At 49.4% G+C, this 19,954-nt stretch carries 19 protein-coding genes; 4 read left to right on the forward strand and 15 right to left on the reverse strand.

Annotated elements, in window-relative coordinates; translation table 11 throughout:
• Positions 1-31: 31 nt before the first annotated feature.
• The 3 genes from ACYUJT_RS20315 to ACYUJT_RS20325 form a co-directional block, all read right to left on the reverse strand.
• Positions 32-1,303: a hypothetical protein gene (locus ACYUJT_RS20315; RefSeq protein ID WP_460325663.1), complete on the reverse strand. Its 1,272-nt coding sequence runs from the start codon at positions 1,301-1,303 to the stop codon at positions 32-34.
• Positions 1,300-2,034: a phosphonate ABC transporter ATP-binding protein gene (locus tag ACYUJT_RS20320; RefSeq protein ID WP_460325665.1), complete on the reverse strand. Its 735-nt coding sequence runs from the start codon at positions 2,032-2,034 to the stop codon at positions 1,300-1,302. Before ACYUJT_RS20320 ends, ACYUJT_RS20315 begins: the two co-directional genes overlap by 4 nt.
• Positions 2,035-2,176: 142 nt before the next feature.
• A complete protein-coding gene (locus tag ACYUJT_RS20325; protein WP_460325667.1) occupies positions 2,177-3,355 on the reverse strand; it encodes an MFS transporter in 1,179 nt (392 codons plus the stop codon).
• Between the two features lie 196 nt (positions 3,356-3,551).
• Here ACYUJT_RS20325 and ACYUJT_RS20330 point away from each other — a divergent pair, with 196 nt between their 5' ends.
• Together ACYUJT_RS20330 and ACYUJT_RS20335 are read left to right on the forward strand one after the other, a co-directional pair.
• Positions 3,552-4,466 carry an ArsR/SmtB family transcription factor gene (locus ACYUJT_RS20330; protein ID WP_460325669.1) on the forward strand — a complete coding sequence of 305 codons (915 nt, stop codon included), beginning with the start codon at positions 3,552-3,554 and terminating at the stop codon, positions 4,464-4,466.
• Between the two features lie 38 nt (positions 4,467-4,504).
• Positions 4,505-5,269: an HAD family hydrolase gene (locus ACYUJT_RS20335; protein WP_460325671.1), complete on the forward strand. Its 765-nt coding sequence runs from the start codon at positions 4,505-4,507 to the stop codon at positions 5,267-5,269.
• 101 nt (positions 5,270-5,370) lie between these two features.
• On the opposite strand, the gene ACYUJT_RS20340 is transcribed toward ACYUJT_RS20335, so the two are convergent.
• The 12 genes from ACYUJT_RS20340 to pdhA form a co-directional block, all read right to left on the reverse strand.
• Positions 5,371-7,605 carry a type IA DNA topoisomerase gene (locus tag ACYUJT_RS20340; protein WP_460325673.1) on the reverse strand — a complete coding sequence of 745 codons (2,235 nt, stop codon included), beginning with the start codon at positions 7,603-7,605 and terminating at the stop codon, positions 5,371-5,373.
• A gap of 136 nt (positions 7,606-7,741) precedes the next feature.
• Positions 7,742-8,233 carry a dihydrofolate reductase gene (locus tag ACYUJT_RS20345; RefSeq protein WP_460325675.1) on the reverse strand — a complete coding sequence of 164 codons (492 nt, stop codon included), beginning with the start codon at positions 8,231-8,233 and terminating at the stop codon, positions 7,742-7,744.
• Positions 8,234-8,272: 39 nt separating this feature from the next.
• On the reverse strand, positions 8,273-9,067 hold the full coding sequence (thyA, locus tag ACYUJT_RS20350; protein ID WP_460325677.1) for a thymidylate synthase: 795 nt from the start codon (positions 9,065-9,067) through the stop codon (positions 8,273-8,275).
• A 105-nt stretch (positions 9,068-9,172) separates the two neighbouring features.
• The gene (locus ACYUJT_RS20355) at positions 9,173-9,604 is read right to left on the reverse strand and encodes an NUDIX hydrolase (protein ID WP_460325679.1); all 432 of its coding nucleotides are present in this window, start codon (positions 9,602-9,604) and stop codon (positions 9,173-9,175) included.
• 64 nt (positions 9,605-9,668) lie between these two features.
• On the reverse strand, positions 9,669-10,250 hold the full coding sequence (locus tag ACYUJT_RS20360; RefSeq protein WP_460325681.1) for a nucleotidyltransferase family protein: 582 nt from the start codon (positions 10,248-10,250) through the stop codon (positions 9,669-9,671).
• Positions 10,243-10,716, reverse strand: a complete 474-nt coding sequence (locus ACYUJT_RS20365) for a VOC family protein (RefSeq protein WP_460325683.1) — start codon at positions 10,714-10,716, stop codon at positions 10,243-10,245. Before ACYUJT_RS20365 ends, ACYUJT_RS20360 begins: the two co-directional genes overlap by 8 nt.
• 111 nt (positions 10,717-10,827) lie before the next feature.
• Positions 10,828-11,751 carry a Gfo/Idh/MocA family protein gene (locus ACYUJT_RS20370; protein WP_460325685.1) on the reverse strand — a complete coding sequence of 308 codons (924 nt, stop codon included), beginning with the start codon at positions 11,749-11,751 and terminating at the stop codon, positions 10,828-10,830.
• Positions 11,752-11,894: 143 nt separating this feature from the next.
• Positions 11,895-12,734 (reverse strand): hypothetical protein, encoded by an 840-nt coding sequence (locus tag ACYUJT_RS20375; protein ID WP_460325687.1) that lies wholly within the window; start codon positions 12,732-12,734, stop codon positions 11,895-11,897.
• Positions 12,735-13,007: 273 nt separating this feature from the next.
• On the reverse strand, positions 13,008-14,423 hold the full coding sequence (gene lpdA / locus ACYUJT_RS20380; RefSeq protein ID WP_460325689.1) for a dihydrolipoyl dehydrogenase: 1,416 nt from the start codon (positions 14,421-14,423) through the stop codon (positions 13,008-13,010).
• Between the two features lie 4 nt (positions 14,424-14,427).
• On the reverse strand, positions 14,428-15,735 hold the full coding sequence (locus tag ACYUJT_RS20385; RefSeq protein ID WP_460325691.1) for a dihydrolipoamide acetyltransferase family protein: 1,308 nt from the start codon (positions 15,733-15,735) through the stop codon (positions 14,428-14,430).
• A 26-nt stretch (positions 15,736-15,761) separates the two neighbouring features.
• Positions 15,762-16,739 (reverse strand): alpha-ketoacid dehydrogenase subunit beta, encoded by a 978-nt coding sequence (locus tag ACYUJT_RS20390; RefSeq protein ID WP_460325693.1) that lies wholly within the window; start codon positions 16,737-16,739, stop codon positions 15,762-15,764.
• Positions 16,740-16,821: 82 nt separating this feature from the next.
• A complete protein-coding gene (gene pdhA / locus ACYUJT_RS20395; RefSeq protein WP_460325695.1) occupies positions 16,822-17,934 on the reverse strand; it encodes a pyruvate dehydrogenase (acetyl-transferring) E1 component subunit alpha in 1,113 nt (370 codons plus the stop codon).
• 221 nt (positions 17,935-18,155) lie between these two features.
• On the opposite strand from pdhA, the gene ACYUJT_RS20400 reads away from it, so the two are divergent.
• Positions 18,156-18,884, forward strand: coding sequence for an alpha/beta hydrolase (locus ACYUJT_RS20400; RefSeq protein WP_460325697.1), 729 nt, complete (start codon positions 18,156-18,158; stop codon positions 18,882-18,884).
• A 218-nt stretch (positions 18,885-19,102) separates the two neighbouring features.
• A complete protein-coding gene (locus ACYUJT_RS20405) occupies positions 19,103-19,744 on the forward strand; it encodes a thiamine diphosphokinase (protein ID WP_460325699.1) in 642 nt (213 codons plus the stop codon).
• Positions 19,745-19,954 lie beyond the last annotated feature (210 nt).

The raw sequence follows: 19,954 nt of genomic DNA on the forward strand, positions 1-19,954 counted from the left end.
TGCCTTCCTCCCTTTTGCTTGCATTAAGCGGTTAACGCTTAATTTCTTTCTCGCCTTTATTGACTCTCAAATCGGTATGGCTGAGGAAACCGATGACTTTATCGTTATCGCGCGCGAGCAATTCCCAGTCGTCCTTGACCTGCTCCCATTCTGCTAAGGAGAAAAAGCGAATTTCCGCCAGCGTCGCGTTCGTATCGATATCCACGAAATTGATATGCTCATCCTTGATGGATTTAATATCAATCGTTACTTTACCCCACCATTCCTTCGGAAGATTGAAATAGAAACGGCCTTCCAAATCCATATATTGCTGCATGACAAACGTCAAACCCTTGCTCGGATCCCAACCGTAATACGAGAACAACCAAGGAATATCGTCAAAAGCGATATACTCCCAGCCTTTCGGGGTTTCCAGCATGCCGATTTCCAGAATGCCATCGTCATTAACATCACCGCTCATAATCTGGTAATCCTTAAGCGTCGCGCTTTGGTCGGGAATAAGATCCACTAGTTGGTCGTCTTCCATGACAATAATGATGGAATATCCGGAGTGCTCGCCCGAAATGGCATCAAGGATAATTCCCCGCTTATCCGCTGTAATATTGCCATGAACAACGTTGTAGTAGCCGCTTACCGCATCATCCAGCTGCAGCTTAGCCAGCTCCTGAAACGATTGATCATATTGGTAAGTCGTTATCGTTGTAAATTGATCCTTCCTAACGGATACGACCGTAATATCGAGCTGGCCGTCATCGTTCAGATCATCAATGATGAAATAATTGTAAGGAAGCTCCAAAATCCGCTCCACCGTAGAGCCCGTATAGGAATAAACGATTAGGCCTTTCTGGGTCTGTTTCTCCCCGCTCGAGAACCCGGCAACGATATTGATCTCCCCGTTCCCGGTCACCTCCTTGAGCTCAAAAGATTCAAGCACCTGGCCTTCCCCATCGAATCTGACCTTCGGTATCCACGTGTTGTCCCGATTTTCCAGAATTAAGCCATGAACTTTGACCTTCTCCAGCGGTGTTTCGTAGAACACCACCGCTTCCATGATGCCGTCCTTGTTGAGATCGACCACCCGGATCGAACTGATATCAGCTGCATCCCGGGGCCGAATTACCGCACCCTTCAGCTCGGCATTAATGACGCTTCTCAGCGTTTCTTTATCGGAGCTTAGCTCGGGCGTCTTCATCAGCAGCTTCGGGTCCATCATAAAGTTGCATCCGCTTAGCACAAGCAGCAGCAATGCGCTTCCCAGAAGGGGAAGCCATCTGGTTACATTCAATCGTATCACTCTCTTCATGCTAAATCGATTTGCCGCTTCTCTTCGCCGGTTAGACGTCTTCCCCTCACGTCAAGCTTGAGCTGCCCGTCGTAAATGCCCCAAATTCTCGTGCAGTACCGCTCCGCCAGCTCGATCGGCAGCGCCGCGATGACTGTCTTTCCTTGTTCGGTGCATAAACTTTTGAGCGTGGCCATGACTTTGTCCGCAGAGTGAGGGTCCAATCCGATAACCGGCTCATCCGCGGCAATAAAACCTGCGCCGTGCACAAGCGCCCGGCATATCGCCACGCGCTGCCGTTCACCGCCGCTCAAATTGCCGGCTTTGAGATGCGCTTTGTCCAGTAAGCCGAATTTCTCCAGCTCGTCCATCGCCCCCATATAATCGTCCGAGCGAACCATGCCTGTCAGGCGTCTCAGCAGCGAGGTTTGCCCGGCTTGTCCGATCAGCACATTTTTCAGCGCGGTTTTCTCGGGGTTGAGTGTAGGATTCTGTTCCAAGTATGCGCATTTGGAACGAAATTTCCCCGCCCCCTTGCCGCCGCCGCGAATAACCGTTTTACCATCCCACGTATAATCACCGTCATTCCAGCTTTCCCGAAGAGCGAGGCATTGGAGTAGAATGCTCTTGCCGCTGCCGCTGGGTCCGACAACTCCGACCATTTCCCCTGCTTCAAACTCGGCGCTAATTCCGTGCAGAACTTCTTTAGTATTGCCTTCTACCGATTTCTTGAGGTTATTCACCTTAAACATGTCGATTCTCCTTTGGTCAATGCTTCTCTTCCTTTAGTTTATTGGAAATAGCTCTGAAAATCCATTACACCATGTTCATATTTGAGGATTATAAAAATTTAAAAGCGTGAATTTTGCTAAATAGTTCTATATTTGAATTTTTTTATGATTTTTTTGCAGTTTCCGGCCGAAACATGATACCCGCCACCGTAAATGCTAAATAAAACAAACCAAGAATTACGAACAGCAAACCTGCAGCACCGAAATGCATAGCGACTCCTCCCAAATTCGGCCCCACGATGCTGCCGACATTGAAATGGATAGAAGCGATCACGTTAGCCGTAGGAAGCAGATGCCGCGGCAAAATATCGGCAGCGTAGGCCAAACCAAGCGAAAAGAATGAACCGACCAGGCCGCCAGTCAGCATGAAGATCAGCAGCAGTCCAAAATAATCGCTACCTATTAAAGGAACGATGAGAAACAGCAAGCCGCCTAAACTTCCCGCGATCATAAGAATAATTTTGCGTCCGTAACGATCGCTCAAGTAACCGAGCGGCAGCTGAAGGATTAGCCCGCCGATGCCGAAAAACGGCAGCAAGGTCGATATTTCGGCTGCGGTCAGCCCGGTACGCAGCCCATAAATCGGGAAGTTGCTGTTCATCGCAGCCTCCATATATCCATATAACATCGACGGAATTAAGGCAAACCAAGCCAAGCGGTAAATAAGGAGCGTTTTGCGCGGGCCGGACGCCTCCTCTTTCCCCTCATCCAGTTTATCAGGTACGGTATCCGGCATTTGCAAATATACAAGTAAAGCCACTAAAGCAATCAAAATCGCAAGCAACAGGAACGGGACGAGCTGTCCGTAAGGCAGCAGCCGGATAGCCAGAGGCCCGATGGAAAAACCGATGCCGTATGACATGCCATAAATGGAAATATTTCTGCCGCGCTGATTCGGGGGTGTGATGAGCATCATCCAAAGCTGGGATGCGAAGTGCAGCGCGTTGTCTCCTATGCCCACAAGCAGGCGGAGGACAAACCAGACTTCGAGATTGGAGATGAGCGGAAATAGAGGAAGTGCCACCATGACCAGCACCATTCCCCCGAGAATCAATTTCTTGAAGCCGATCCTCTTCAGCACCTTCACCGCAATCAGAGACATGCCGAAAGAGCCGATGTAAAGTGCGGCGGCATGCAAACCGTTCACCGAAGAAGAAATCCCCCTCTCCTCCATAAATATGGATAGAACGGGCAGCAGCAGTCCCTGGCTCAACCCAGCGACAATAACGACTAAAATGAGAATAAATACAGGTGAAACAAAGCGTTTGTGATGATATTCCATAGATGTAAATTCTGCTCCTTCACTAAAAAGAAAGAAAATCGTCAACAGATGACGACTTTCCGCAATCATTTGTAGGTTATAATTCAAATCAAGCTGTCCATTGGCAGCCAGCAACAATAAACATTATAGTAGACAATCTAATAGCAAACAAGCCATAATGGATATGGTTGTAAAGATGTCTGGGAGGTTTCTTGTCATGGCATACAATGTCAAAGTTGACGTTTCTCCAATATATGAGCTCATTAGCAGCTTCATAGTATTTACTACCCGCAAATGGGTGAATAATTTAGATGTAGGACTGGAATGGCCGGAAGATATCGGCTCCCGCTTCACCCCTGATGTACAGAAGGATTTCGCCGCTGCGGCGAATTTCCCTTTTTCCGATTATGACGTGCTGTACGCCTGGGCGATGGATCGTTCCAGCTATAGCATCGACGCCTTCCTCGACGACCTGGAGCATGCCGCGAACGATACCCTTTACCATAGTGTTAAATCCTATATTCCCGATATGACTTCTCATGAAGTCGAGCGTATTCGCAGCAGTTACGTCCCGCTTCTTCGAAAATGGAACATGTTGTACTTCGAAGACGTTGCACCGCAGTATGCGCCCCTGCTGGAGGAGGATGCGGCCGAAAAATCCACCTTATTGCATAAAATGGACCCAGAGGCGCTCGTAGAATATGCTTCGGGAGGAATCGTTCTCGAGCTAGGCTTGCCAATTGAAAGAGTGGCGCTCGTCCCATCTGTGCACTTCCGGCCAATCAACACCTATTGTTTCTATAACGGCGTACTTTTGATTCAATATCCGATCGATATCCCCGAGCTGGACGAGGACGAACCGCCTACGGTCCTGCTGCGGCTAACGCGGGCTCTCGCCAATCCCGAGCGCCTTCGCCTGCTCCGTTATGTGGCTAATGAGCCGAAATCGTTGCAGGAAATGGTTAATAACCTCCAGGAATCGAAGGACAAACTGATGCATCATCTCATGCGCCTGCGGGTAGCCGGCTTGCTTCGCGTGCATCTCGTCGACACCGATACGGAGAAATTCAGCATCCGCCCGGATGGGGCTGCTGAACTGCAAATGTTTTTGGAATCTTATATTCGGTTATAGTAATATTGTTGTTCGCTGTACAAAAGGAGTGACCTGTTTTGAGCGATACACTGCGCCAGCAGATTATTTTTGATCTGGATGACACCTTGATTTACTGCAATAAATATTTCGATCAAATTCTGGATCGATTCGCTGACCAGCTGTTGGAATGGTTTGGGGCAGAGCGGCTTACGGCAAAGGAAATCCTTGTCAAGCAAACGGAAATCGACGTTGCCGGCGTCAAGAAGCTGGGCTTCGTTAGCAGCCACTTTGCGGAATCGCTCGTCGACACGTACCGCTATTTCAACTCATTGATCGGCCGGGATGCCGACTTGATCGAAGAGGAGCATCTATCCCAGCTTGGCATGAGCGTCTATGACCAGGATGTAGAGCCCTATCCCGGCATGGTGGAAACACTGAATTTGCTGAGCGAGCAGGGCCATGAGCTGAACTTATATACGGGCGGCGACGAATTGATTCAGCAGCGCAAAATTGAACGAATGAAGCTGTCCGCATACTTTAGCGACCGAATTTACATCCGCACGCATAAAAATGCCGAAGCGCTGGAGGAAATTTTACGGTCGCGGCACTTCAACCGTAAACGCACCTGGATGATCGGCAACAGCTTGCGCACCGACATTGCGCCTGCGCTGACCGCAGGAATCAATTCGATTTATATCAAGCATCCGACGGAATGGTCTTATAATTTGGTTGACATCAAGAAGCCTACGGATACGTCGATGTACACGATATCCTCCCTGGAACAAGTACCGGGCATTATCGCTGAAAGCTTGGCGATGACGATTCGGAAGAGCACCAGATAAATTGCCGCAGGCTTCAAATCGTTTTTTAAAGAAACCGCAATAAGGTTGCCTAACTTAAGGCAACCTTATTGCATTTTCGGTTCATGATGAAATTTTGCAATCTATTCTTCCGCCCTCTGCAAGTCCAGCTTTCCACTCAGCGGATCGGCAAGCACGATGCGCGCTTTGAAATCACCCTCGGGCTGCTTGAAGGTCAACAGCTGCGTCTGGCCCTTGCCGACCAATGAAGTCAGCATATTGACGGAAATATTCTTCCCTGCGTATTCCTTCCAAATGACAAATCCGCAGCCTTGTTTATAATGAGCACAGCCGTAGCCTTTGCGCCCTTCGATGAGCTGGCCGCCACAGCCCTCCCGCGGGCATGGCGCAAGCGGCTGCAATGAGCCCGGTGCCGAGGTGCTTCCACTCTTTTCCGAGCCGGATGCATTGCGCTGGGCTGAGCCTTTCGCTTTCGAAGCTTTGCCGCGACCGCCCTTCCGCTCTTCCTCTGCCATCTCGAATAAGGAGGCATCCGCCTTCGGCTGAACTCTGACTTTATCGATGATCGACAGCGTGAAGCGCTTGACGTTATCCATGAATTTCTCACTAGCCGCCTCACCCTTGGAAATTTGATACAGCCTGCGCTCCCACTGTCCGGTCATCTCCGGCGAGGTCAGCAGCTCGACGCCGGCATGGCGAATGAGCTCGATGGCCGTCCTTCCTTTTTGGGTTACAGTAATGCGCTTGCCCTGCATCGTAATGTAACCGACATTCTTAAGGCGTTCAATCGTCGCGGCCCGAGTAGCTGGCGTGCCGAGCCCCGCGTCTTTCATCGCGTCCCGCAGTTCCTCGTTCTCGAGCTGCTTCCCGGCGCTCTCCATCGCTTTCAGCAAAGTGCCTTCCGTATAAGCCTTTGGCGGCTGGGTAGCCTTCTCCTTTGCCTGCGCATCCAGGCACTGGACTGGCTTATCCTTCTCTACGTGAAATGGTTCGCTGACCAGCTCTTCCTGCTCCTCTTCCTCATCCTTCTTCTTCCCGCGGCTGCCTGCCCGCGGATCTTCAGGCTGGCATACTTTCCAGCCCAGGGATAGCAGCTCCTTCACGTTCGTCTTGAAGGATTCGCCGGCAACCTCGGTGAGCACGGTATGCTGTTTGTACTCAGCAGGCGGATAGAAATGGGATAGAAAACGGCGAATCACCAGATCATACACATTCTGCTCTTCCTTACTGAGCGTCCCCGCCCGCCGAAGCGTCGGCAGGATCGCATGGTGATCCTCAACCCGCGCAGGGTTGCAAACCGATTTGTTGTTCACGTGCACGAGCCGCTGATTCGCGCCCTCCGCCAGCTGCTGATAAGGCCCTGATTTCAGCATATGCAGCGCTTTATGCATCCCCTCGATATTTTGCTCTGTCACATAGTTCGAATTCGTCCGGGGATAAGAGATGACTTTATGGCGTTCATAGAGCGCCTGGGCCAAATCCAATGTCTTCTTGGCCGAATAGCCGTATTTTGCGTTCGCATCGCGCTGCAGCAGCGTCAAATCGTAAAGTTTGAACGGATATTCCTTCGTATCCTTGACTTCATACTCACTGATCCGGCCTTCCTTGCCCCGCACTTTATCCGCGATGGCTGCCGCCTTCTCTGCATCCGTCAGCCGCTCTCCCTGCCATGTTCCCGTATACTTTCGGCCTAGCTGCTCCAGTTCTGCCTTAATTTCATAATAGGTCAGCGAGTCGAAGCTCTCGATTTCCTTTTGCCGGTCGTAAATAAGCGCCAGAACCGGAGTCTGCACTCGTCCGACCGATAGCAGCGTACGATGCTTGGTCGTAAAAGCGCGCGACGCGTTCATGCCGATCAGCCAATCCGCTTCGCTACGCGCTCTCGCCGCCTGCGTCAAATTCTCGAACTCCGCCTCTTCATGCAGGGTATCGAACCCCTTCTGGATGCTCTCGGCCGTCAAATCGGAAATCCACAGCCGCTTCACGGGCTGCGTCAGCTTCAATTGCTGCTGGATCAAGGCGAATATGTACTGGCCTTCCCTCCCGGCGTCACAGGCGTTGACGATGTTATTGCAGCGCTTGGCCACTTCACCGATCGTCTTCAGCTGATCCTTCGTTTTCGGATTAGGCACAATCTTGAATCGATCGGGCAGGATCGGCAAGTCTCCGAAGTTCCAGCGCTTGTATTTCTCATCATACGCGTCTGGCTCAGCCAAGCCAAGCAAATGGCCGATCGCCCAAGTAATAATGTAATGCTCGCCTTCCAAATAGGATCGGTTATTTTTCGCTCTCGGTTCGATGACGGCAGCGATCGTTCGACCCATGTCCGGTTTCTCTGCGATTATGAGCGTTTTCATCGGTTAAGCCGCCTTTCTTTCACAATTACGTCTTCATTTCCAGTCGTAGCCAAAACAAAGAGCTGCGCTCCGCGCAGCTCCGATGCACACTCTATTATATCATATTTTAGAAGATTGCTGGTCTAATTTCTATTCTTTAGCCTCTGCGGCGCTCATAGATCATAAACCGGTGATCATATAAATTCTTCTCATCCCGAATGCCGGAGATCTCCTCGGCCAGGACAAACTGCGACCAATCCAACGGCGGAAAATGAACATCTCCCTCAAATTCGGCGTCGATCCGGGTAACGAACAAACGATCGGCATGGGAAATAAATTGCCCGTACACGCTGCCGCCGCCAATGACCATCAAGTCATCGTTCTTCGCGATATCCAGCACCTCGTCCACGGAATACACCACTTCAGCTCCCTCGGCTTCGTACGAACGGTCGCCCGTCAGCACGATATTCCGGCGTCCAGGAAGCGGCCTGACTCTTAAGGACTCCCATGTTTTTCGGCCCATGACAACCGTTTTGCCCTTGGTCTGCTGTTTAAAGAAATTCATGTCGTTTGGCAACCTCCAGGGCAAATCATTGCCCTTGCCAACCAAGCCATTTCGATCCATGGCCCAAATTAGCGATATGCCCATATAGGACACCCCTTTTCTCACCTATTAAACTTGAGGTTGCTATACGGCTACCGTCGCTTTGATCGTCGGATGATGCTCATAACCGATGAACTCGAAGTCCTCATATACGTAATCAAAGATCGAATCCGGCTTGCGCTTGATAACCAGTTTAGGCAGATCGTAAGGCTCCCGTGCCAATTGCGTCTTCACCTGCTCCAAATGGTTGCTGTAGATGTGAACGTCCCCGCCAGACCAGACGAACTCTCCGACCTCCAGCCCGCATTGCTGCGCCACCATATGAGTCAGGAGCGCATAGCTGGCAATATTGAATGGCAGGCCGAGGAACGTATCAACGGACCGCATCGTCAGCATACACGACAGTTTCCCGTTCGCGACATAAAATTGAAATACGAAATGGCATGGCGGCAGCTTCATATTGTCGACTTCCGCCACATTCCAGGCGCTGACGAGATGGCGGCGCGAATCAGGATTATTCTTGATCGCATCGATCACATTAGCGATCTGGTCGATCTTTCTGCCGTCCGGCGCTTCCCAGGATCGCCACTGCGAGCCGTACACCGGACCAAGGTCGCCGTTCTCATCCGCCCATTCGTCCCAAATACGCACGCCGTTTTCTTGTAAATAAGCTATATTCGTATCCCCTCTAAGGAACCATAGCAATTCATGAATAACCGACTTCAAATGGACTCGTTTCGTTGTGACGAGCGGAAATCCCTCACTTAAATCGAATCGAAGCTGGCGGCCAAATACGGACAGCGTGCCCGTGCCCGTGCGGTCTTCCTTGACCGTTCCGTTATCCAGCACATCCTGCAGCAAATCTAAATATGCTCTCATGTATCGCACCCCGTACTGTAGTCTATTATCAGATCCTAAATTATTATAGCAAAGTGTTCCGCAGAATGGGAGCATAGGCTCGAATTAAGATATGCCAAATGCGGATTACTTCACCCGAACGCCCTCATCATAATAGGCAACCTCGGCGCCTCTACGCACGATATCCCTAAGCTTCTCCTTGTAATAGGGCATCAGTTCATCAGCGTGCTCCACATCGACCCATTCGATGGCCGCAATTTCATCCGGCCTGACGATTTCCATACTTCCCCCGGTAATTCGTCCGCGAAAAGTGACGAAGACGACATGCTGCCCAGGCTCCGTAAATATGCCTTCATTGACCGCCACTACGCCGCCGACTTCCACGTCCAGCCCCGTCTCTTCCTTCGCTTCGCGGATTGCGGCCGTTTCCAGCGTTTCGCCCTGCTCTACCGCGCCGCCCGGGAGCGTCCACGCATCCCTGCCATGGTTTTTGACCATAAGGATCTTCGTCTCATCTTCATTAAGCAGAAGCGTATACACGACATCAACACGTTTCAATTGTATTTACTCCCTTTCCATTTATTCATTTAAATGAACGAGCCATCCCTGCAAGCATTGACGATTAATCGGTGATCCATGTCAACATAGGCCAGTCCTGTAGCCATTTTTTCCCGCGAACCCTCTCCAAATAATATAGCCGATCCGCAAAAAGAGGACTTCGCCTCACCACCATGCGCAACAAATCGTCCATGCCATAAGGAGCGCACAGCTCCAATTCATCATGATCCGTCAAGCGGACTCCGATGGCCGTGGCAGTCTCCGGCCACCTGCTCATCGCATCCGCCGTTGACGCATATGGCGGCGCTCCGTTGCGGATATGCATCCGCGCCTGATTCTTCACCGACCACTGCGGATTGCCGCTCTCTTCGATCAACCGTAATTGCAGCGCCTCATCCTGCTGTTCGCTGCAATGCCGCGGATTGAAATAAACTACATCGATATCCTCATGCCGAAAACGAGCGTCATAGCCATGCAGGCGATCCCATACATACCCCCGAATATATCCCGCTGCTATGTAACCATCGGGCAGTCCCAATCTCCTAACCGTACGCAAATCCTGCATTAACGGTTCGCATTCCCTAATCAGCCGCTTTACACGCTCTTCATTTTCGCCGCTTTCCCTGCTCAATGAAGGTTCATTCATTTCGCGAGTAACCCCTGGATAGCTTCTCCCATTCATCCAAGGAGAGCTTGTCCGTAATATGCTTTAATTCATCGGGAATCTCAACATAACACATCAGCTCGAGACTGTTTCCGTCTGGATCGTTGAAATAAACCGAAGCATTACCTTGATTAGGACGGACAAAGGGCTCGACCGTGTTTCTGCGGCCGAAGGGAACGGCCTCAACTTCGATCGATGCCAGCCAGTCCAGGGATCGTTTCAAATCGTCATATGCCACGCGGAACGCGATATGCCGCAAGGACGGATGATAAGGAGTTTCATGCTCCGATCCTTCCCACAGTCCGAGCCAGCTAAGACCTTCCTCGATCCAATAAAACGCCGTATCCTCGTCTCGCCAGGCTAATTTCAGCCCTAATTTATTGTAGAAGGCCATCGAAGTCTCTAAATTTTTGACCGGTAAATGCGCTTCATACAGACCTTGAATCATCTCCATCCCCTCCATAAAGCAGCAAATTCATTATGCCGCCTCTTATGTATTACATCATATTGTAAAGCAAATGGCTGCGAATTTAAATTGCAAAAAAGCACCTTTCGGTGCTTATAAATCATAGGGCCTGCCCGTCTCCCGGCTCCGGTTAGCAGCTTCGACGAAACCTATTACCTCAAGGGATTCCTCGGGAGCTACCGGAGATATTCCCTTGCGAAAAAAATGAGCGGCCTGCTCCAGCAGGCTCTCATAATACGGCTTGCCACCGGGTTGAATATCTACATGGTCACTGCCGCGTTCCCTATGAATGAGAGCACCAAAACTGCCTCTTTGCCGCCTGCCGCGCACGGCGCCAATCCGGCCATCCCCCCAGATCCCAGCAATCACCTCATGGTCCCCGCTGCAAATCGTATGAACCTGGCGGCATCCATAGCCCATAATCGCGAACAGCATCTCCACCGTGTGAATACCATACCAGAAATAATCCTCCTGGCCTTGCACGAATGGCATCGGACCGTACACATCCGCCCCGATAATATCGCCTTGGCCAACACGCTCGAGCGCATCCGTCAAAGCCGAGGCATAACGAAGCGATGAGGCGCTCATGATCGGTACGCTATAACGTTTGGCAAGAGCGACAATGGCACGCGCATCGGCAAGACATGTCGTAAACGGTTTATCGATGAACACGGGTTTCCCATATGGAGCTACTTTGCTGAACTGCTCTAGATGCGTGCTGCCGTCCACCGATTCAATCATGATCGCATCCGCTGCCTCCGCGACAGCTTCAATGCTGCCAAGCATGGGCACACCATACTCCCGAATGAGCTCATCACGATACCTTTCCACCCGGCTGTAGCTCAATTCCATGCGCGATGAGCCGCCAGGATAGGCACAGCCGATCGTGATGCCGCATAGGCTGGAGGTTGTATCTGCAGCCTGATGACGATGCAGCAGCGCCGCAAAAATGCTGACATGCGAAGTGTCTAGACCAATCATCCCAATCTGAAGAGGGCGCTCCAGCTTGATCACCACGCTTTCAAAGTTAATCGAGTTGCGCTATTTCATTTTTATGTATCCACGGAGCAGTTTCTTCCTCTCAAGATAAAATTCGATGACCAAAGCGCGCAAAAAAGAGCGCTTCTTACGCACTCTTCTTCTTTGCATTTCTGCGGTTGTCATTTTTCTTGGAAAGAAACTCCGTCAAACACAAATGTATTCATCGTCGTAACCGGTTTTCCCTGAACCGTCTCCGCGTCATCCTCCAGCAAACTTAACGTCTTCCAAGCGTATAGAACATCGTCGTACACTCGGTATCCTGCCACAGTGAGCGAATAAGATCCTGGTATCATCGCGTTCATTTCCTTTGTGATCCCTTTCCAGGCCTCTACGACTCTCCCCTGCTCCATATACCAAAGGTGAGTGATCTCAACGTCCAGCCCGGTCCCCCCGGTCCGTTCGACTGTCTCATATAGCAGCTTGTCGCCTACAAGAACAGAAGCTCCAGGATTCATGGAATCTACCTTCCAAGGACTCTCGAAAATCAATCGGTAATTCCCTGCCGCATCCCGGTCAAAAATAAAAAAATTCCCTAGATGTACTCCCCCGTCGATGGCAGCTAATACTTCCGCTTCCCCATCCCCGTCGAGATCGACCATTTCGTAGGACAAGCCCTCCACATAATAACGGTCTTCTTTCCCTTGTTCAACAATCCAATCCGTTACCCGCTGTTTTGTAATTCCAGCCTCTCCCTGATCCTTGTCGGCTCTCTTCGCATCGGATACGATATCTATTCTATCGCTCCGCTTGTTCCAGTTTACTGAATAACCGAGTTCTGCGGCTAGAGGAAGCAGCGGGGCGTATACTTCCCCATCATTCACTTCAATCTGGGACTTTAGTTGCTGTCCATCCAAAGTTACGATTAACGGATGATCCGCTTCCACCGGAGGGGTTACCGTTATACCTATGACCAACAAAGCTGCAACAGCTAAGGATCTGGCCTTGTCCTTATACTGCATTCATCCGTCCTTCCCTTCTCCGCAAGCGATTTCACATTAACATACAAGCTTTGTAAACTATAGTTACATCTTACCATTAATCTATCAACCCTTGGTATATTTTTTGTAATTCTTTTAATTGAAATAGAGCTATAACAACAGAACTATTAATAGTGCAAGAATCCCACAACGATCATATTTAAAAAAAGAGCTGCCCGCAGGTTTATGTAAACCTGCAGAAGCAGCTCATCAATATGCTTAGGAGTTTGTGTAACTCTTAGGAGTTACGTGAAATTAACGAGAAATAATGTGGATCGGTTTGCCTTCGACAACCTCAGCCGCTTCCATCGCGATTTCGCCCAGCGTTGGGTGAGCGTGGATCGTCAAGGAGATATCTTCAAGCGTCGCGCCCATTTCAATCGCAAGCGCGATTTCAGTAATGAGGTTGGATGCTTCAATACCTACGATTTGCGCGCCGATAACAAGATTGTTCTCTGCGTTGGCAACAAGCTTCATGAAGCCCTCAGGATGATTCAAGGAGACAGCACGGCCGTTTCCGGCAAACGGGAATTTACCCGATTTTACTTTTATGCCTTTCTCCTTGGCTTCCTTCTCGGTCAAACCTACGCTAGAGCATTCTGGATCGGTGAATACAACAGCAGGAATCGCTTTGTAATCCACAACAGAAGGCAGTCCCGAGATAGCTTCAGCCGCCACTTTACCTTCGTAAGAAGCTTTGTGGGCAAGTGCCAGACCAGGCACGATATCGCCAATCGCGAAGATCTTCGGATTGGATGTGCGTCCTTGATGGTCAACTTTAACGAGGCCGCGATCGTCCAGCTCAACGCCTGCCAGATCAAGACCAAGCTCACCATCTGTATTAGGACGGCGTCCTACTGTAACAAGCAAGTAATCAGCCGTAATTTCTTTGCTTTCACCGTTCACCGTGTATTTAATCGTAACATCTTTGTCAGTTTGAACTGCACTTTCCGCTTTTGCGTTAGTTACGATCTCGATCCCTGTTTTCTCCATGCTCTTCGCTACAAGGCGAGTCATGTCTTTGTCAAAGCCAGGGAGAACAGTGTCAAGTCCTTCAATAATCGTTACTTTGGTTCCGAATTTGGACAGCATTTGTCCGAGCTCGGCACCGATATATCCACCGCCGATTACAACGAGGCTTCCAGGAAGTTCTTGAAGCTCCAACGCTTCAGTAGAAGATAGGATGCGCCCGCCGAACGGGAATGGCTTGAGTTCGATTGGACGGGAACCCGTTGCCAAGATGCAATTTTTGAAACGGTAACGAGGTGCTTCGTAATCGTTAAATACGCGAGCTTCGTTCTCATTGATGAACATCACTTCGCCATTGAATACCTCAACTTTGTTGCCTTTCAGCAAACCGCCAACACCTTGGGTCATTTGATTAACAACGCCGTTTTTGAATTCCTGTGTTTTCGAGAAATCCACTTTTACGTTCTCCACAGAAACCCCGAATACATCTGCATTTTTTGCAGACTCATATTGGTGTGCAGCGGAGATCAAAGCTTTGGAAGGAATACAGCCGCGGTTCAAGCACACGCCGCCGAGTTCCGATTTATCGACAATCAATACTTTTTGTCCGAGCTGGGCAGCGCGAATGGCTGCCACGTAACCGCCGGGACCTGCACCGACTACCAGTGTATCAATATCAAGAGAAGCGTCTCCTACGACCATGTTGTTATACCTCCATTACGAGCAGCTCAGGATTGGAGAGCAGCTCTTTGATATAGTTCATGAAGTATTGAGCAGTAGCACCGTCGATCAAACGATGGTCAAAGCTGAGGGACAGAGCCATAACCGGAGCTACGACGATTTCCCCGTTCTTCACAACCGGCTTCTCGCTAATGCGGCCAGTTCCGAGAATTGCTACCTCAGGGTAGTTGATGATCGGAGTAAAGAACATACCGCCGGCAGAACCGATATTCGTAATCGAAATTGTGCTGCCTCTCATTTCGTTAGGGGACAATTTGCCTTCGCGTCCGCGGGCAGCCAAATCGCGAATTGCGTCTGCGATCATCCAGATGCTCTTACGATCCGCATCCTTGATGACCGGAACGATCAAGCCGTTATCCGTATCGGTTGCGATACCGATATCGTAGTGTTTCTTGTATACAATCTCGTTGTTCTCTTCGTCGATCGAAGCATTAAGCGCAGGGAATTGACGTGCAGCCGCAACAAGCGCTTTGACGATAAACGGAAGATAAGTTACTTTCGTGCCTTTCTTCTCGGCGATCGGCTTCATGCGCGTACGGAACGCTACAAGCTCGGTTACGTCAACTTCGTCCATGATCGTAACGTGAGGAGCCGTATATGCGGATTTAACCATCGCATTGGAGATCGCTTTACGAATACCCTTGAACGGTACGCGCTCTTCTTCGGCACTTACGCTGACTGCTGTTGACGCTGCGGCCGCCGGAGCTGCTTCTTCTGCCTTCGCGTTCTCTTGGGCAGGAGCTGGTGCACCGCCGCCGCTCAAGAATGCTTCTACATCTTCGCGTGTGATTTTGCCCGCTTTGCCGGAGCCTTGAACCTGGCTCAAATCGACGCCTTTCTCACGAGCAAATTTGCGAACGCTTGGCGTAGCCAGGATTTCACGGTTAGGTGCCGCTGGAGTTGCAGCGCTGTCCTTGCCAGCAGCAGGGTTCTCGGTTGCCGGAGAATCTTTCGTATCCGCTCCGCCTTGAGCTGCATCGGCTTCTTGTGCGCTATGCTCTTCTGAAGCTGGCTCTTGCTCAGGAACTTCGCCCTCAGCGTCGATGACAGCTACAACTTGACCTACACGGAATACAGCGCCGTCTGTACCGAACACCTCTTGTACCGTACCGTTAACAGGACATGGCACTTCAACGACAGCCTTGTCGTTTTGCACTTCCATAATAATATCGTCGTCGGTTACTTTATCGCCGACTTTGATATGCATTTTAATAATTTCGCCTTCATGAAGTCCCTCGCCAAGCTCAGGGAAACGATATTCAAATTTAGCCACCTGGAAGACCTCCTAGTTCATTAAGATTAAAATTCGAGTACTTTATTTACTCCTGCAATAATCGTAGCCGGAGACGGAAGCCATTGATCTTCGATTTGCGCGAACGGATAAATGGTATCCGGCGGAGCTACACGAAGAACTGGCGCTTCCAAGTGAAGGATCGCTTTCTCGTTAATTTGCGCGATGACCTCTGCAGCGATACCTGCAGATTTTTGAGCTTCTTGAACGATAATAGCGCGGTTCGTTTTCTTAACCGATTCAATGACGGTGTCAATGTCAAGAGGCACGAGCGTACGAAGGTCGATAACTTCTGCCTTGATGCCGTTCTTCTCCAGCTCTTCTGCCGCTTTGACCGCCGTATGAACCATCAGGCCATAGGCTACGATCGTTACGTCAGAGCCTTCGCGAACAACTTTCGCTTTACCGATTTCAACCGTGTATTCGCCTTCCGGCACATCTTCCCGGTAAGCATGGTACAGGTTCAAGTGCTCCATAAAGAATACAGGATCGTTGTCGCGAATTGCGGAAATCATCAAACCTTTAGCGTCGTAAGGGTTGGATGGAATTACTAATTTAATACCCGGAGTTTGCGCGATCAAACCTTCAAGAGCATCCGTATGAAGCTCAGCCGCTTTAACACCGCCGCCGAATGGCGTACGGAATACGATCGGAGCATTGTAACGACCGCCGGAGCGATAACGCATACGAGCCGCTTGAACAACGATTTGATCCAATGCTTCAAAAATAAAGCCTACGAACTGGATTTCCGCGATCGGGCGAAATCCTTGAATCCCCAAACCAACCGCCATACCGCCGATTGCGGATTCTGCGAGTGGCGTATCGAATACGCGCTCTTCGCCGAAATCTTTTTGTAAACCTTCTGTAGCGCGGAATACGCCACCCACATTACCGACGTCCTCGCCGAAAATCAGAACGTTAGGATCACGTTCTAATTCCACGCGCATCGCATCACGAATCGCTTCTTTTAAATTCATTTGTGCCATTAGATTCATATCCTCCTCATTAAGAAACAATCAGACTTTACTGCCAAGCATTCACTTATGCTTTTGTAGGCCTTGCCCTCGCTTATTGGAAATCTGCTTTTTGCTCTTCCAGATGTTTAGGCGTAGTTTCGAACATGCTATCAATCAGACCAGGAATGGTCATTTTCTCAGTTTGCTCTGCTTTTTTGATTTGCTCGTTAACTGTAGCTTTCGCTTCTTCTTTCACACGAGCCGTATCTTCTTCTGTCCAAAGACCTTTTTTCTCCAGGTATTTGGCAAGACGGGCGATTGGATCCTTCTCGCTCCACTCACCTTCTTCTTCTTTCGTACGGTACTTGGAAGTGTCATCAGACAAGGAGTGTGGACGGTAACGATAAGTAACGGCTTCAATCAATGTTGCGCCTTCCCCTTTGAGAGCACGCTCTTTAGCTTCCTGTACAGCGCTGATTACAGCGAATACGTCCATACCGTCGATCTTAATGCCGCGGATACCTGCTGCAACCGCTTTGTGAGCGATCGATAGAGCCGCTGTTTGTTTGGAGAACGGAGTTGTGATCGCATAACCGTTGTTTTGCACAAAGAAAATAACCGGCAGTTTATAAACTCCAGCAAAGTTCAATGCTTCATAGAAATCGCCCTCGGAGGAACCTCCATCACCTGTATAAGTGATAGCGACTTGTTGTTGTTTCTTCAATTTATAGCCCATCGCGATTCCCATCGCATGAAGTACTTGGGCACCGATAATAATTTGCGGCATAAGTACATTAACGCCTTCTGGAATTTGACCGCCATGTTGATGACCACGGGAATACAGGAACGCTTGATACAACGGAAGACCGTGCCATACAAGCTGCGGCATATCGCGGTAACCAGGGCAAACGAAGTCATTCTTATCCAGTGCGAACTCACTGCCGACCATCGTAGCTTCTTGACCGGAAACCGGCGCATAGAATCCAAGACGGCCTTGACGACCCAGGTTAATGGCTCTTTCATCCCATGTACGGGTAAATACCATGCGGTACATTAATTCTTTCAATTGATCATCACTTAAATTAGGAACTTTATCTTTGTTAACGATTTCACCGTCCGGGGATAGCACGGACAAAGCTTCGACTTCCTCAGTGTATACTTCGTAAGGAACCCTGCTCTTGTTCTTGCTCATTTTCTTCACCTCGACAAAAAATTTGATTATCATGTGCTGCTGTTATAGAATTATTATACATCTGTTTCACTCAATAAGTCAAAGATAATCCTGTAATTTGTACTTTACACTTATCTTTGTATGTATAACAGTGCATTATCATTACTATAACAGTTGGCTGATTTAGAGCCGATGAAATGTACAGTTACTCTAACGGTTATCTTATCTTATCAGCCATTTAAAAGCAAAATGCTAAGACGGGAGCGTGTTGTATTATGACGGATTCGCGCTATTTAAAACGAACGATCGTCAAGGAAGAAATCGACAGCAAATACTTGGGTGAGAAACGGTCGCTGCGAATTTATTTGCCTCCGGGCTATAACGAGATCCTCAGTTATCCTGTCGTATATTGTCAGGACGGAGAAGAATTTTTCAATTACGGCCGGATCGCCACCCATGCGAACCGCCTCATCCTGGATGAAGGGGTTGACCCGTTCATCATTGTAGGAGTCGAGGTCGATACATCGGTCCGTACCGAGGAGTACGCCCCTTTCGGCAATCGCTTCGACGCTTATATTTCCTGCTTTACTGAAGAAATTATTCCCTACGTCGAGAGCAAATATCCGGTTCGCCGCGAACCAGACGAACGTATTTTGGCCGGAGATTCGCTAGGAGGCACCATCTCGCTGCATATCGCTATGAAAAAACCTGAACTGTTTTCCAAAGTGATCAGCTTGTCCGGTGCGTTTTACGAGAAAACCCAGCAACTCGTAGCCGAGGAAACCGATTTGTCCTTCCTTTCCTTATATATGATCGTTGGTCTGCAGGAGGACCATTACACGACCGACACGGGGACGTATAACTTTGTCGAGCTGAACCGGACGACGAAGTCCCTATTGGAACAGCGCGGCGCCAAGATCAAATATTTCGAAAAGGACGGCAAACATCTTTGGGGTTTCTGGCAGAACGAACTGCCAGACGCACTCCTCCACTTCTTGAAATAATTCGCGCTTTAGCCATCAAAAAATAAGCTGCCCCCAGAGCATGGTGGCGCTTTCAAATCACCCTAATTCAGAGAGAAGCCGCTGTGGCTTCTCTCTTTGCTTCTATATAATGCAATCACTAAAACTATTGTAGTCTGACCTGGCAAAATTGTGCAAGCACCAAATCTGTTTTATACTGGAGTTGGAGCATGTCCCGCAAAATGAAAGGAAGTAGAAATATGACAGAAAAACGTGTGCTCATCTTTGCAGGCGGCAATATGAATCCTGTATTTTTAGAGGAAATCAGGCAGAATGACCTGGTGATCGGCGCAGACCGAGGTGCGTTATTTCTTGTAGAGCATGGGATCCACCCTCACATCTCCGTCGGCGATTTCGATTCCATAACGCCGGAGGAACTGGAGAAGGTCAGAAACAACAGCGGCAAGATCATCACTTGTGATCCAATAGATAAAGATTTGACGGATACTGAGCTGGCCTATGTTACCGCCATGGACAATGAAGCTACGGAAATCGTCATGATGGGCGTGACCGGTTCAAGAATGGATCATACGCTGGCCAACATTCAAATCATGCTCCGAGGATTACAACATCAAGTTCAAAGCGCGATTTACGACACTCACAACTATATTACGCTTACCGGCTCGACAATTACCATTCAGGAGCGCGGCTTCACTTATGCCTCTTTGGTTCCCCTTACCCCAGAGGTAACCGGAATATCCCTGCAAGGATTCATGTATCCCTTAGACAATGCTACGCTGCGAATGGGGCAGTCGCTAGGGATCAGCAATCGCCTAGTCGGTCAGGAAGGAACTGTCCGGATCGAAAGCGGCCTGCTTTTAATCATCCAAAGTCGGGATTAACAAAAATTTAAGACAAAGTTGTAACCATTCGTTACAGCTGGCCCAATGCAGAAGAAACCTTGGCATACCAAGGTTTCTTCTTTGCTTCCTACTTTTGTCCGCCCTACTTTCTTAATTTTTTGTAAACTTTAATAGTATTTTAATAAACGCCTTCAATCCTATGGGAGACAGCAAGCTTCGCAATTCTACCAAAATATTGCTGGTATCAAA

This window comes from Paenibacillus sp. YSY-4.3 (genome assembly GCF_054767475.1).

What these genes read in the sequence shown, in the direction of transcription:
- thyA (WP_460325677.1), bottom strand. Translation starts at nt 9,067, where the DNA reads ATGAGAGCATATTTAGATTTGCTGCAGGATGTGCTGGATAACGGAACG.
- ACYUJT_RS20330 (WP_460325669.1), top strand. Translation starts at nt 3,552, where the DNA reads ATGGCATACAATGTCAAAGTTGACGTTTCTCCAATATATGAGCTCATT.
- ACYUJT_RS20320 (WP_460325665.1), bottom strand. Translation starts at nt 2,034, where the DNA reads ATGTTTAAGGTGAATAACCTCAAGAAATCGGTAGAAGGCAATACTAAA.
- ACYUJT_RS20360 (WP_460325681.1), bottom strand. Translation starts at nt 10,250, where the DNA reads ATGAATGAACCTTCATTGAGCAGGGAAAGCGGCGAAAATGAAGAGCGT.
- ACYUJT_RS20315 (WP_460325663.1), bottom strand. Translation starts at nt 1,303, where the DNA reads ATGAAGAGAGTGATACGATTGAATGTAACCAGATGGCTTCCCCTTCTG.
- ACYUJT_RS20365 (WP_460325683.1), bottom strand. Translation starts at nt 10,716, where the DNA reads ATGATTCAAGGTCTGTATGAAGCGCATTTACCGGTCAAAAATTTAGAG.
- ACYUJT_RS20400 (WP_460325697.1), top strand. Translation starts at nt 18,156, where the DNA reads ATGACGGATTCGCGCTATTTAAAACGAACGATCGTCAAGGAAGAAATC.
- lpdA (WP_460325689.1), bottom strand. Translation starts at nt 14,423, where the DNA reads ATGGTCGTAGGAGACGCTTCTCTTGATATTGATACACTGGTAGTCGGT.
- ACYUJT_RS20340 (WP_460325673.1), bottom strand. Translation starts at nt 7,605, where the DNA reads ATGAAAACGCTCATAATCGCAGAGAAACCGGACATGGGTCGAACGATC.
- ACYUJT_RS20405 (WP_460325699.1), top strand. Translation starts at nt 19,103, where the DNA reads ATGACAGAAAAACGTGTGCTCATCTTTGCAGGCGGCAATATGAATCCT.
- ACYUJT_RS20345 (WP_460325675.1), bottom strand. Translation starts at nt 8,233, where the DNA reads ATGGGCATATCGCTAATTTGGGCCATGGATCGAAATGGCTTGGTTGGC.
- ACYUJT_RS20325 (WP_460325667.1), bottom strand. Translation starts at nt 3,355, where the DNA reads ATGGAATATCATCACAAACGCTTTGTTTCACCTGTATTTATTCTCATT.
- pdhA (WP_460325695.1), bottom strand. Translation starts at nt 17,934, where the DNA reads ATGATAATCAAATTTTTTGTCGAGGTGAAGAAAATGAGCAAGAACAAG.
- ACYUJT_RS20375 (WP_460325687.1), bottom strand. Translation starts at nt 12,734, where the DNA reads ATGCAGTATAAGGACAAGGCCAGATCCTTAGCTGTTGCAGCTTTGTTG.
- ACYUJT_RS20390 (WP_460325693.1), bottom strand. Translation starts at nt 16,739, where the DNA reads ATGGCACAAATGAATTTAAAAGAAGCGATTCGTGATGCGATGCGCGTG.